Source organism: Pseudomonas sp. BRG-100, assembly GCF_000737955.1.
Taxonomy (GTDB): domain Bacteria; phylum Pseudomonadota; class Gammaproteobacteria; order Pseudomonadales; family Pseudomonadaceae; genus Aquipseudomonas; species Aquipseudomonas synxantha_A.
On sequence record NZ_JPRX01000001.1, the window covers coordinates 957,575 to 970,891 of the forward strand.

Sequence of the window (13,317 nt, forward strand, 5' to 3'; positions counted from 1 at the left end):
TGCACCCGTGAAAAGCCCATCTGCAACGTTGCTGGCCGAAGTACGGACCTTTCGCCAGAACCACCCCGACGTGCGTTATGTCGACCTGATCGCCCTGGACATTCCCGGGCATTTCTACGGCAAGCGCTACCCGGTGGAGATGCTTGAAAAAGTCGCCGCCGGCAGCCCGTTGAAGTTGCCGCAGAACGCGGTATTGCTGGGGGCTCAGGGCGGGTTGTTCAAGATTGGCGACTACTGCTTCAACGACGGTGACCCGGATGCCAATCGCCGCCTGGTGCCCGGCACATTGAAGCCGGTGAGCTGGGAATCGCAGCCCTTGGGGCAAATGCTCATCACCTCGGACGGCACCGCAGCGCCGATCGAGTTCGAGCCCCGCGAAGTATTGGCCAAGGTGCTGGAACGCTTGCAGCACAAGGGCATCCACCCGGTGGTAGCGTTTGAGCTGGAGTTCTATCTGTTCGATAAGAAGCTCGACAACGGCCTGCCGCAATTTGCCCGAGACCCGCTCAGTGGTGACGCCGACGACCAGCCCAACCTGCATATCGAGCGGCTCTCGCGCTTCAGCGAAGTGCTCGACGACATGGCGCAAACCGCCCAGGAACAGGGTATCGACATCACCGTGATCACGGCCGAGATTGGTCCCGGCCAGTTCGAGATCAACTTTGGCCACTGCGACGACGGCTTGCGCGCCGCCGACTGGGCCGCACTGTTCTGCCGCAGCACCCGGGGCGTGGCACTCAAGCACGGTTACCGCGCCAGTTTCATGGCCAAGCCCTACCTGCAATTTCCCGGCAGCGGCATGCATGTGCATGTCAGCCTCTACGACGCGGCGGGCAATAACCTGCTTGCCGCTCATCAACAGCAACCGCTGCGCCACGCCGTGGCCGGTTGCCTGGAGCTGCTGCCGCATTGCATGCCGATCTTCGCGCCCAACCACAATGCCTTGCGCCGCCTGGGTGGCACCGTCAACGCCGCCACCCGCGCCAGTTGGGGCTTTGAAGACCGTGACGCGTGCGTGCGCATCCCCGAGTCCGACCCGCGCAACCTGCGGATCGAGCACCGCCTGGCCAGCGCCGACGCCAACCCCTACCTGGTGCTGGCGGCGATCCTGATGGGCCTGGAGCATGGGCTTGAGGCCAAGCGCGAGCCGATCACATCGCTGAACGAAGACCGTAACAGCGGTACCGATTTCCCGGTGGAGATGCTCGACGCCGTGCGCGCCATGCAGCAGCAACCGGTAGTGCGCGACAAGCTGGGCGCGGAATTTGTCGATGTATATTGCGAGAACAAGCGCCAGGATCACTTGGCTTTTCAGCAAGAGATTCATGCGCGGGAATATCGCTGGTTTCTTTAAAACCGCCGAAACTGACTTGCCAAAAACCTGACTTAAATCAAAGAAAGGCTCTAGCACGGGCCTTTCAGACGGATAAATTGTCGAACAATCCTGGCTTTTGCCGTTGAGACCCATTATCATCCGGCGCCTTCTCGCTACCCGCCGGGTAGCTGTTTCAATGTGTCACCCGAGGCGCCCATGTACCGTTTTTCGTTTCACCGCCCTTTGATTGCCATCAGTCTGGGGCTTGTTTCCCATTCCGTCAGCGCTGCCCTGCAACCTATTGCCGAAGCGCCGTTGGCCAACGACACCGAATTGCACTGCCACTTCAACCGCGACGCCAGTACCGACTGCACCACCACTTACCGCTACACGATCCTCAAGCCCAACGGCCGCGAAATGCTTTCGCGCATCGACTTCGATTACTCCGAAGGCGATACCTTTGAGGTGATCAGCGCACAGTCCACCCAGCCTGGCGCCAAGCCGGTCCCCCTGGCGGCCACTCAAATCGACACGCGCAGCGCGCCCAACCCGGACCAGGGCTTCAGCCGCGACAAACAAACCTCCCTGGCCTTCCCCAACTTGCGCGTGGGCACAAAGATCCGCTACACCGTACGCCAGCACTACCCGGCCAAACCGCTGATGACCCAGTTCCATTACGTGCTCAAGTTCGGCCCCGGCGCGGCCCGCCGTGATCGCTTCAAGGCGCGCTTTACCGCCGAACGCCCGATCCAGTGGCGCAGTGAAATGTTCGACGCGTTCAACGTGACCCCTTCGAGCAACGGCAAGACCCTGGACGTGGCGCTTAAAGCCCCGATCTACCTCAACTACATCAATGAATCCTCCGCTGCCGCCCTGCTGCGCATCCCACGCCTGGAAGTCGGTAGCGCCGTGGAACGCCAGGCTTACTTCGGTGATTTCGCCCAGCGTTACAACCAGATTCTCGGCGCCAACCTGCCGGCGCAAGCCGCCGCCGCCGTGGCCGCCGCACGCAGCCTGGCACCGGCCGAGCAAGTGGCTGCGCTGATGCAGCACATCAATGATCACTACCGCTACCTGGGTGACTGGCGGGCCAGCGAGCGTGGTTATGTGCCATTCAGCCTGGCGGAAATCGAGCAGCATGGCTACGGCGACTGCAAGGACCTGGCGACGCTGCTGACGGCCATGCTCAAGGCCAGTGGCATCAAGGCCGAGACCGCGTGGGTGAGCCGTGGCGATGTGGTCGACTCCTTGCTGATTCCGGGTACCCAGGCGCCTAACCACGCCATCGTGCGTGCCGAAGTGAATGACCAGGTGTGGTGGCTTGACCCGACCAATCCGGTCTTCGCCCCGGGCCAGATCATGCCCGACATTCAGGACCGCTGGGTGCTGGTCAACGACGCCCTGGGCCACGTGCGCGAAGAACACATTCCATTGGAACGGCCCGAAGTCTCGATCCGCCTGGACAAACAGGTGCAGTACGGCAAAGAAGGAGATGGCGCGGTGAAAGCTACTATCACCTTCAGCCGCCTGCCGCTGATGCAAATGAGCGTCGCCGACCGCCAGCAAGGCACCACCGCCACCGACCAGAATATCTGCGCCAACTTCGGCAACGACATCAGCGACTGCCAGATCACCCGTGAACCTACCGGCTTTGTGGTGCATGACGGTTATAGCGTCACCGCGCGCATGAATGATCAGCGCGCCCTGGAAAAACTGGCCAATGACTATGTCTACACCGACCCGTCGTTGAAAGACCGGTGGGAGGGCTACATCAACTATCGCCGCCAGGGGCAGCAGGCCGACCTTTACTTGGGCAACCCGGAAACCTACGACTACACCTACACCCTGACAGGCGGGAAGATGGAAAAAGCCATCCCCGGCTGCACAGTGCGCTCGCCCTGGTACGACCTGGACCTGGACGGAAAACTGCAGGATGGCTCGCTGCGCTACCACTATCGCCTGAGCCAGAAGAAACGCTGGCTGACCCATGCTGAAGTGGCCAGTGATGCGTTCGGCAAGATGATTGACGAGGCTCGGGCGTGTGCCGAGCAGGTGCATCAGGTAGTCAAGCTCTAAAATCAAACTCAGATCAAATGTGGGAGCTGGCTTGCCTGCGATGGCGGCGGGTCAGCTTGCACATGCGTGACTGATACACCGCCATCGCAGGCAAGCCAGCTCCCACCTTTTAGTCCGTGTGTGTCAGCGGGATTCGCCGAGTAGTAAATGCTGCTCCCGTGCACACAACTCCACCACATAATCCCACAACACCCGCAACCGCACCGACTTGTGCAACTCCCGACGCGAGCTGATCCAGTAGCTGCGCTGGATGCTCTCTGCCGGCAGCAACGGCACCAAATCCTTGTCGCCCGCCGCCATAAAGCATGGCAACACGGCAATGCCCAACCCCGAACGCGCCGCCTGGTGCTGGGCGATCACGCTGGTGCTGTGGAACACCACCTTGGGGTTGCGACAGAAGCTGTTGAGGAACTTCAGTTCCTGGCTGAACAGCAGGTCATCGACGTAATCGATCCAGGCATGGGCGGCGAGGTCTTCGCGCTTTTCGATCGGCGGGTTGCGCGCAAGATAAGCGCGGCTGGCATACAGCGCCAGACGGTAGTCGGTGAGTTTGCGTGTCACCAATTGATCGACGCTGGGGCGTTCCAGGTGGATGCTGATCTCCGCTTCGCGATTGAGGATGCTGACAAAACGCGGTACGGCCACCAGCTCCACTTCCAGACCTGGGTAACGCTCGAACAACCCGCCCATGCGCCCGGCGAGGAACATCACGCCCAGACCTTCGGCCACCCCCAGACGTATCTTGCCCAAGGGCGCGGCTGAGTGGGTGAGTTCGTCTTCGGCCAGCAGCGCCACGTTCTCCATGACTTCGGCATGTTTGAGCAGCGCCTCGCCCGCGGGTGTCAATTCGTAGCCTTGGGCGTGTTGCACAAACAGCGCGGTGCCGAGGCTTTTCTCGATGGCCTCGATATGCCGGGCCACGGTGGCATGCGTGGTTTTCAAGCGTTGCGCGGCGGTGAGCAGGCGGCCACTGCGCTGCAACTCGAGAAAAAACCGCAGGTCATTCCAGTCGAACATATCGCCTCCATTGCCTGAGCCCGGACCGCGCTGTTTAAAAACGCACAGCAGCTGGGTAAAAACTAACATTTTTAAGACGAAAACTAACAACTAGGATGGGGCCAACAAGAAAAACAAGCGAGCCCCCAGATGCCCATTGCAACTGCTGAATACGATTACATCGTGGTCGGCGCCGGCCCCGCCGGTTGCCTGCTGGCCAATCGTTTGTCCGCCAACCCGGCCCACCGCGTCCTGCTGCTCGAAGCCGGTGGCCGCGACAATTACCCCTGGATCCATATCCCCGTCGGCTACCTGTTCTGCATCGGCAACCCGCGCACCGACTGGTGCTTCAAAACCGAGGCGCAAGCCGGCCTGCAAGGTCGCGCCCTGAGCTACCCACGGGGCAAAGTGCTCGGCGGCTGCTCGTCCATCAACGGCATGATCTACATGCGCGGCCAAGCCCAGGACTACGACGGCTGGGCGGCAGCAGGCAACCCGGGCTGGGCCTGGAACGATGTGTTGCCGCTGTTCAAACACAGCGAAAACCACTTTGCCGGTGGCTCGGAATTCCACAGCGATGGTGGCGAGTGGCGCGTCGAGCAGCAGCGCCTGTCGTGGCCAATCCTCGATGCGTTTCGTGAGGCGGCAGCCCAGAGCGGCATCGCCAACATCAATGATTTCAACCAGGGCGACAACGAAGGCTGCGGCTACTTCCAGGTCAACCAGAAGGCCGGGGTGCGCTGGAATGCGGCGAAGGCGTTTCTCAAGCCGATCCGCCAACGCCCCAACCTGACTGTGTTGACGGAGGTGGAGGTCGACCGTGTGCTGCTGGAAAACGGCCGGGCCTCCCAGGTTGTCGGGCGCCAACACGGCCGACAGCTCAGCTGGAAAGCGCGCAAGGAGATCATATTGTGCGCCGGTGCCGTGGGCTCGCCGGGCATTCTGCAGCGTTCCGGGATCGGCCCCACCAACGTGCTCAAACCGTTGGGCATTGATGTGGTGCATGAACTGCCGGGCGTGGGCGGCAACCTGCAAGATCACCTGCAACTGCGCCTGATCTACAAACTGGAAAATGCGCGCACCCTGAACCAGATCGCCGGCACGCTGTGGGGCAAGATGGGCATGGGCCTGCGCTACCTGTACGACCGCAGCGGTCCACTGTCGATGGCGCCCAGCCAGCTTGGCGCATTTGCCCGCTCCGGGCCGGAGCAGACGTCGGCCAACCTTGAATACCATGTGCAGCCGCTGTCCCTGGAGCGCTTTGGCGAACCGTTGCACGGCTTCCCGGCGTTTACCGCGTCGGTCTGCGACCTGCGCCCGCAAAGCCGCGGCCGCGTGGATATTCGCTCGGCCAACCCGGCGGATGCCCCGCTGATACAACCCAACTACCTCAGCCACCCCGAGGACTTGCGCGTGGCCGCCGACGCCATCCGCCTGACCCGGCGCATCGTCGCCGCGCCCGCCTTGAGCCAGTTCAAGCCGGTGGAATACCTGCCTGGCGATGCGCTGCAAACAGAAGCACAACTGCACGAAGCCGCGGCACGCATCGGCACCACCATTTTCCACCCGGTGGGCACCTGCCGCATGGGCGATGACAAGGACGCCGTGGTCGACAGCCAACTGCGTGTGCATGGCATCCCCGGGCTGCGCATTGCCGATGCGTCGATCATGCCGCGCATCACCTCCGGCAATACCTGCTCACCGACGCTGATGATCGCAGAGAAGGCCGCGCAGTTGATCCTTTCACCGAACAATGTAGGCGCGAGCTTGCTCGCGAAAAACCCACCCGCACCGCGCACCGCAGGGCACCCCGCGTAATCGTTGACGATATATGAAGAAAAACAGCGGCGCCGAAGTTGGCGCCGACAGTGGACAACAATAAATAATCACTGTGAGGGACACCCAATGTCAGAACATGCTCAACCCCTGGGCTCGGCGGCCAGTGCAAGCACTGCCAGCGAATCAAGAAAAGTCATCTTCGCCTCGTCTCTGGGGACGGTGTTCGAGTGGTATGACTTTTTCCTCTACGGCGCCCTGGCGGCGGTGATCAGCAAGCAGTTCTTTGCCGGGGTCAACGACACCACTGCGTTTATCTTTGCCTTGATGGCCTTCGCCGCAGGCTTCGTGGTGCGCCCGTTCGGAGCATTGGTGTTCGGCCGCCTGGGCGACATGATCGGGCGCAAGTACACCTTCCTGGTCACCATCATTTTGATGGGCGTGGCAACCTTCTGCGTCGGGCTGCTGCCGACCTACGCCAGCATCGGCATCGCCGCACCGATCATCCTGATCGTACTGCGTATGTTGCAGGGCCTGGCGCTGGGCGGCGAGTACGGCGGCGCGGCCACCTATGTGGCCGAACATGCGCCACCCGGCAAGCGCGGCCTGCATACCAGCTGGATTCAATCCACCGCCACCCTCGGCCTGTTGCTGTCGTTGCTGGTGGTGCTGGCGTGCCGTTACTTCACGGGCGATCAGTTCGAAGTGTGGGGCTGGCGCATTCCGTTCCTGTTTTCCATCGTGCTGCTGGGCATCTCGACCTGGATCCGCATGAGCCTGCACGAGTCGCCGGCCTTCCTGAAAATGAAAGAAGAAGGCAAGGCCAGCAAGGCGCCGATCCGCGAATCGTTCGGTAAATGGGAAAACCTCAAGGTCGTATTGATCGCGCTGTTCAGTATCAACGGCGGGCAGGCCGTGACCTTTTACGCGGCGCAGTTCTATGTGCTGTTCTTCCTGACCCAGTTCCTGCGCATGGACCCGGCCCTGGCCAATATGTTGCTGATCATCAGCGTGGTGATTGGCGCGCCGTTCTTTATCCTGTTTGGCTGGCTGTCGGACAAGGTCGGGCGCAAGCCGGTGCTGATGCTCGGCCTGCTGCTGGCGACCGCGCTGTACTTCCCGATCTTCAAGGGCCTGGCGCACTACACCAACCCAGCGATGGACCAGGCCAGCCGACAGGCGCCGATTACCGTGCTGGCCGACCCGGCCACCTGTACTTTCCAGTTCGACCCGGTGGGCAAGGCGCGTTTTGACAGCCCATGCGACAAGGTCAAGACCTTCCTGGTCAAGCAGGGCCTGCCCTACAGCAGTGCCGCCGCTCCGGCAGGCAGCCCGGTGCAGGTGAGCGTGGGCGATGTGCGCATCGACGGCTTTGACGAGGCGGCACTGCGTGGCGCCGTGACCCTGGCCGGCTACCCGTCTTCGGCGGACGTGGCCCAGGTCAACAAGGTGATGGTGGTGGTGCTAATCGTCGTGCTGATCCTGATCGCGGCCATGTGCTACGGGCCATTGGCAGCGCTGATGGTGGAGCTGTTTCCGACGCGTATCCGCTACACCTCGATGTCCCTGCCCTACCATATCGGCAACGGCTGGTTTGGCGGGTTCCTGCCGACCGTATCCTTTGCCCTGGTGGTGTACACCGGCGATATCTTCTATGGCCTGTGGTACCCGGTGGTGGTGACTGGGGTGAGCTTGATCGTCGGTTTGTTCTGCCTCAAAGAAACCCGGCATGTGGATATCGATAACAACTGAGTTCGTTTGAACACCGAAGATCCCTTGTGGGAGGGAGCAAGCCCCCCTCCCACATTTTGGTTGTTGTTGCTCACACAAATTGCTGTACATCCATACAGATAATGGTTGCTCAAATCCTTTTGACTAAGCATCCTGCAAGGCATCAACCCGATCTGATGTGATGACCATGCGGCTGTACCTCTGTGAAAAACCCTCCCAGGCCAAGGATATCGCGGCCGTGCTCGGCGCCACACGCCGCGGCGACGGCTGCTGGCTGGGCAACGGGGTTACTGTCACCTGGTGCATCGGGCACCTGTTGGAAACCGCCCCGCCCGACGCCTACGACGCCAAATACAAACGCTGGGTGCTGGCCGACCTGCCGATCGTTCCGGAAAAATGGAAGATGCTGGTCAAGCCCAAGACCGCCAGCCAGTACAAGGCGGTCAAGCGCTTGCTGGGGGAAGCCCAGGAGCTGGTGATCGCCACCGATGCTGACCGTGAGGGCGAGATGATCGCCCGTGAACTGGTGGAGCATTGCCGCTACCGTGGGCCGATCCAGCGGCTATGGCTGTCGGCACTGGACGAGGCCTCCATTCGCAAGGCCCTGGCGGCGCTCAAGCCGGGCGCCGAAACCTTCAGCCTGTATCACTCGGCCCTGGGCCGCTCCCGCGCCGACTGGCTGATCGGCATGAACATGAGCCGCCTGTTTACCCTACTGGGGCGCCAATCCGGCTATCAGGGCGTATTGCCAGTAGGCCGGGTGCAAACCCCGACCCTGCGCCTGGTGGTGGACCGTGATCGCAGCATCGCCGATTTCGTGCCGGTGGCGTACTGGGCCATTGATGTCGACCTGCGCCACGAGCGCATGACCTTTACCGCCCAGTGGCGCGCCCATGAAGATGCCTGCGACGACCAGGGCCGCTGCCTCAACACGCAACTGGCGCGGGACGCGGCCGACGCCATGGGCAACGCGAACACGGCGCGGCTGGTAAAGCTGCGCACCGAACGCATGCGCGAAGTTGCCCCCCTGCCCTTTGACCTCGGCACACTGCAGGAAATCTGTTCCAAAAAGCTCGGCCTGGGCGCCCAGGAAACCCTGGATATTGCCCAATCCCTCTACGAAACTCATAAGGTCATCACCTACCCGCGCAGCGATTGCGGCTACCTGCCGTTGAGCCAGCACAGTGAGGCGCCAAAGATCCTCTCGGCGCTGGGCCGTGCGGATGCGGCGGTCAACGAATTGATGCCGCACATCGACCCTCAACGCCGCTCGCGGGCCTGGAATGACGCCAAGGTCAGCGCCCACCACGGCATCATCCCCACTGGGGCGGGCAAGGATTTAAGCCAACTGACCGGCAAGCACCGTGCGGTCTACACCTTGATACGCGCGCGCTACCTGGCGCAGTTCCTGCCCAACCATGAATACGACCGCACCCAGGCAGATTTCGACTGTGCCGGCCAGGCGTTGCGTGCGGTGGGCAAGGTCATCATCGAAGCGGGCTGGAAACGCGCATTGCCCGAGGCACTGGCGCCCGCCAAAGGCCGTGAAGCACCCGCCCCCCAGGCCTTGCCGACGCTGGTACAGGACCAGGACTACGCCGTGGCCAAGGTCAACCTCAAGGACCTGTGGACCCAACCGCCCAAGCCCTTTACCGAAGGCGACCTGATCAAGGCGATGAAAAACGTCGCCAAACTGGTGCAAGACCCGCTGCTCAAGCAAAAGCTCAAGGACACCACCGGCATCGGCACCGAAGCCACTCGCGCCGGGATCATCCAGGGCTTGCTGGACCGCGGTTACCTGGTGAAAAACGGCAAAGCCCTGTCGGCAACCCCAGCCGCGTTCAGCCTGATTGACGCGGTGCCCCGCGCCATTGCCGACCCAGGCACCACCGCCATCTGGGAGCAAGCGCTGGACATGGTACAAAGCGGCGAAATGAGCCTGGAAGAATTCGTTGCCAAGCAGGCGGCGTGGATGAGCAAGCAGGTGGCGCGCTGTAACGGTATGCGCATGACCATCACCGGCCCCGCCAGCCCGGCAGGTCGAGGTGCTACGCCCTGGAAGAAGAAACGCAAGAGCGCTCCACGCAAGGCTGCGGCCAGTCCAAAGCGCACAAAGAAACCGACAACGGCGGGCTAGAACGCGTAAAAATCCGGCAAATGACGTTTTTCGACAGGTTTAACGCCGCTTTGGGTCTTGCCCTGCCGCAGGCCGTCTAGGATTCTTTAGGGGACCCTGACTACCTAAGAACAACACCGGAGTGGCCGCCATGAAAACCGTCGCACAATTGCTCAAAGCCAAGGATCAGAAAAACCAGGACGTCCACACCATTCAATGGGACCACACGGTGTTCGAAGCGCTGGTGCGGATGTCGGAGAAAAACGTCGGAGCCTTGCCAGTCGTCAAGGAAGGTGTAGTCGTAGGGATCATCAGCGAGCGTGATTACGCACGTAAACTCATTCTCAAAGGCCTGTCGTCGGTGACCACTCGGGTCGACGATGTTATGAGCTCTCCCGTCATCACCGTCGACACCCATAAAAGTGTCGAGGAATGCATGAACATCATGACCGACAGTCACCTGCGCCACCTACCGGTGGTCGAAGACGGCGAACTGTTGGGCCTGCTGTCCATCGGTGACTTGGTAAAGGAAGCCATCGCCGAACAGGCCGATCTGATCAAACAGCTGGAGCAATACATCCGCGGCGAATAGGAGACACCATGCTCGACACGCTGGAACATCAGGCGGACCACCTCGAAATCCTGCACCGGGCTATGGCTGAACGACGCTTTTTAGCCTTGACCGGCGCAGGCATCAGCACCTCGTCGGGCATCCCGGATTACCGCGACAGTGAAGGTGTACGCCGGGGCAAAGCACCGATGATGTACCAGGAATTTCTTGCCACCCCGGATGCGCGACGCCGTTACTGGGCGCGGGCGATGCTGGGTTGGCCGCGTGTGCGCATTGCGCAGCCGAACAAGGCTCACCTGGCACTGGCGACACTGCAACACCATGGCCATATCAGCGGGCTGATCACGCAGAACGTCGACACCCTGCATGACCAGGCCGGCAGCCATGACGTGATCGAGTTGCACGGCAGCTTGCATCGGGTGCTGTGCCTGGATTGCCAACTGCGCAGCGAGCGCGATGTGATCCAGCGGCAAATGGAAGTTGATAACCCGCATATGGCGCAGGTTCACGCCGTGCAAGCGCCGGATGGCGACACCTTGCTCGATCCGGCGTTTGAACAACACTTCCAGGTGCCCCACTGCCCCCATTGCAACGGCGAGCGGCTCAAACCTGACGTGGTGTTCTTTGGCGAGAATGTCGCACCGGCGACGGCGCTGAAGGCGATGGCGGCGGTAGAACACGCTGAGGGCCTGCTGGTGGTGGGGTCGTCACTGACGGCCTATTCGGCGTTCCGATTGTGCAAGGCCATGGTCGAGCAGCGTAAGCCGGTGATTGCGATCAATCTGGGCAAGACACGCGGGGATGAGCTGCTGCAGGTTAAAATCCAGGCCTCCTGCGAGCAGCTACTGCCGTTGCTCGTCGACCGGCTCCTACAGGAGGGTTGAAACGCCCGACCTGCACCTCCAAAAAATGACGCCCAAGTCACGTTTTCCCGCATTCCCCCGCCCCCACAACAAATTATGTAGTGATCAAAAATAATCACTACATAATCGTTGACGTAACCTTTTTGTCCTTGCATGATCTAGACGTCTCCCGGATCGGGAGCGTTGGTAACAAGCGTTTTGAACAGGCTCGTCTGACCGCCGAGCTGTTTTTCCGGATGTGCACTGCCCACAAGGCAGATTGATGAAGCTGACCAGCCCCGAAAGGGTCCGGTACAAGGAGCTAAAACGCTGCTTGTCTTCGTTATGAAAGCGTTGCGTAGCAGTTCATCAGCAAGACTACATGCATCAGGTTCAAGACCCTGCCCGTATTCGGCAGACCGTCACTGACGCCCGGTTTTCGGAACCGGAGACAACTACGCAGTTTTAACGAATCAATTGATAGATCGCCAACTGGTCAAGGGGCTTACACATGAATCTGAACAACCAACCAACTATCGATGAATTGGCTGAGATGTTCGCAGCGCAGAAAGACACACTCGACGACCATATCCTGTGGATTGGCAAATCGGGCGAAGTGCAAATTGACTGCCTGGCGCCCCATACCGAAGAAGCCGAGTTCGACCGCAATAACCGTGAACTGGCGGCGCGCCTGAAGATGTACCGCCGTGGCCAGGGCTATGTCGGAAAGAAGGCTGCGGCTGATCGAAACTTTATCGAGCAGGTGTTCGATACACTCAACAATGCCTGGGCATCTTTCAAAGACAGCTCGCAAGTTAAAGTGATCGACCGCTACTACTAAGTATTACTCAATCAATGCGGGAGTTGGCTTGCCAGCTCCCGCATTTTTTATAGCGTTAGAAAGTTGGAAACCTGCCCTTCCCCGCCTCATCCCGAAAAATATCGAACAACACTTGCGCCGCCGCCGACAACTCATGCCCAGGTTTGGTCAACACGCCAATTGGCCGCTCGATCACCGGGCCGGTCAAGGTAATGCAATGAGCACCCGCCTCCTCCATCTGCCGGGCACATAACGCTGGCACGGCGCTGACGCCCAGCCCGCTGGCGACCATCTTCCCCACGGTCGCCAGTTGATGGCTTTCCAACGCTACGGGCAATTTCATCTGCAAGGCACCAAGGTGTTCTTCCAACATCACCCGTACCGTGGAGGGGCGTTGCAACGTGATAAACGGTTGCTCCAGCAAGGTTTTCCAATCGATCTCGGCACGCTGAGCCAACGGCGAATCCCCTGGCACCACGGCGATAAAGCGATCCAGATATAACGGCGTAAATGCCAACGATGACCCTTCGGACGGCTCGAATGCAACGCCCAACTCCACCTGACGGTCGCGCACCATCTCCAGCACTTGCTCGTTGATCAGGTCATGCACCGTCACGTTCACCTGAGGGTAACGTGCGCGGAATATCTTCAGGATCGGCGGCAACAGGTTACCGGCAAACGACGGCATGGCCGCCACCGTCACGCGCCCGCGTTGCAGGGTAAAACGCTGGCGCAGTTCGTCCTCGGCGTTGTCCCAGTCGGCAATCAACCGGCGCGCCAGGGGCAACAGCGATTCGCCCTCGGGGGTCAGCGCGACGTTACGGGTATTGCGGCTGAACAGGCGCCCGCCCAACCCTTCTTCCAGCCCCTTGATGGTCAAGCTCAGTGCCGACTGAGAAAGGTGCAGGCGCTCGCAGGCAGCAGCAAAACTCAGACTCTGAGCAACGGCGAGAAAGGCACGCATCTGTTTGACGGTCATGAGGCAGCTCCAGACAGCAGTTGGACTATGCTGTTTTCTAAATCAATCAACCTTAAAAAACAACTTAACAAATCAATCCACTGGCGCAACACTCA

The 13,317-nt window shown here is 60.6% G+C and carries 10 protein-coding genes; 8 read left to right on the plus strand and 2 right to left on the minus strand.

The annotated features are described in order from the left end of the window. The first annotated feature begins 7 nt into the window (after positions 1-7). Positions 8-1,354: a glutamine synthetase family protein gene (locus JH25_RS22960; protein WP_032876747.1), complete on the plus strand. Its 1,347-nt coding sequence runs from the start codon at positions 8-10 to the stop codon at positions 1,352-1,354. Between the two features lie 177 nt (positions 1,355-1,531). After that, positions 1,532-3,391, plus strand: a complete 1,860-nt coding sequence (locus tag JH25_RS22955; RefSeq protein ID WP_032876750.1) for a DUF3857 domain-containing transglutaminase family protein — start codon at positions 1,532-1,534, stop codon at positions 3,389-3,391. Between the two features lie 123 nt (positions 3,392-3,514). On the opposite strand, the gene JH25_RS22950 is transcribed toward JH25_RS22955, so the two are convergent. Then, entirely contained in the window at positions 3,515-4,408 is an 894-nt protein-coding gene (locus JH25_RS22950) for a LysR family transcriptional regulator (protein ID WP_032876753.1), read from the minus strand. 129 nt (positions 4,409-4,537) lie between these two features. On the opposite strand from JH25_RS22950, the gene JH25_RS22945 reads away from it, so the two are divergent. From JH25_RS22945 to JH25_RS22920, 6 genes are all read left to right on the plus strand, one after another. Then, positions 4,538-6,205 carry a GMC family oxidoreductase gene (locus JH25_RS22945; protein WP_032876756.1) on the plus strand — a complete coding sequence of 556 codons (1,668 nt, stop codon included), beginning with the start codon at positions 4,538-4,540 and terminating at the stop codon, positions 6,203-6,205. Between the two features lie 87 nt (positions 6,206-6,292). Next, complete coding sequence (locus JH25_RS22940; RefSeq protein WP_032876758.1) at positions 6,293-7,915, plus strand: MFS transporter; 1,623 nt, start codon at positions 6,293-6,295, stop codon at positions 7,913-7,915. Positions 7,916-8,081: 166 nt separating this feature from the next. Beyond that, the gene (locus JH25_RS22935) at positions 8,082-10,031 is read left to right on the plus strand and encodes a DNA topoisomerase III (protein ID WP_032881001.1); all 1,950 of its coding nucleotides are present in this window, start codon (positions 8,082-8,084) and stop codon (positions 10,029-10,031) included. A 130-nt stretch (positions 10,032-10,161) separates the two neighbouring features. Continuing rightward, positions 10,162-10,602 (plus strand): CBS domain-containing protein, encoded by a 441-nt coding sequence (locus JH25_RS22930; protein ID WP_005786938.1) that lies wholly within the window; start codon positions 10,162-10,164, stop codon positions 10,600-10,602. Between the two features lie 8 nt (positions 10,603-10,610). Beyond that, the gene (locus JH25_RS22925) at positions 10,611-11,465 is read left to right on the plus strand and encodes an NAD-dependent protein deacetylase (RefSeq protein WP_032876761.1); all 855 of its coding nucleotides are present in this window, start codon (positions 10,611-10,613) and stop codon (positions 11,463-11,465) included. Positions 11,466-11,934: 469 nt separating this feature from the next. Beyond that, positions 11,935-12,264, plus strand: a complete 330-nt coding sequence (locus JH25_RS22920; RefSeq protein WP_003190335.1) for a hypothetical protein — start codon at positions 11,935-11,937, stop codon at positions 12,262-12,264. A gap of 55 nt (positions 12,265-12,319) precedes the next feature. On the opposite strand, the gene JH25_RS22915 is transcribed toward JH25_RS22920, so the two are convergent. After that, positions 12,320-13,222, minus strand: coding sequence for a LysR family transcriptional regulator (locus tag JH25_RS22915; protein ID WP_032876764.1), 903 nt, complete (start codon positions 13,220-13,222; stop codon positions 12,320-12,322). Between the last annotated feature and the right edge of the window lie 95 nt (positions 13,223-13,317).

Bases quoted from the DNA above. Each gene is read 5' to 3' on its own strand.
- JH25_RS22925 (WP_032876761.1), top strand. From the start codon at position 10,611: ATGCTCGACACGCTGGAACATCAGGCGGACCACCTCGAAATCCTGCAC.
- JH25_RS22915 (WP_032876764.1), bottom strand. From the start codon at position 13,222: ATGACCGTCAAACAGATGCGTGCCTTTCTCGCCGTTGCTCAGAGTCTG.
- JH25_RS22945 (WP_032876756.1), top strand. From the start codon at position 4,538: ATGCCCATTGCAACTGCTGAATACGATTACATCGTGGTCGGCGCCGGC.
- JH25_RS22940 (WP_032876758.1), top strand. From the start codon at position 6,293: ATGTCAGAACATGCTCAACCCCTGGGCTCGGCGGCCAGTGCAAGCACT.
- JH25_RS22955 (WP_032876750.1), top strand. From the start codon at position 1,532: ATGTACCGTTTTTCGTTTCACCGCCCTTTGATTGCCATCAGTCTGGGG.
- JH25_RS22930 (WP_005786938.1), top strand. From the start codon at position 10,162: ATGAAAACCGTCGCACAATTGCTCAAAGCCAAGGATCAGAAAAACCAG.
- JH25_RS22950 (WP_032876753.1), bottom strand. From the start codon at position 4,408: ATGTTCGACTGGAATGACCTGCGGTTTTTTCTCGAGTTGCAGCGCAGT.
- JH25_RS22935 (WP_032881001.1), top strand. From the start codon at position 8,082: ATGCGGCTGTACCTCTGTGAAAAACCCTCCCAGGCCAAGGATATCGCG.
- JH25_RS22920 (WP_003190335.1), top strand. From the start codon at position 11,935: ATGAATCTGAACAACCAACCAACTATCGATGAATTGGCTGAGATGTTC.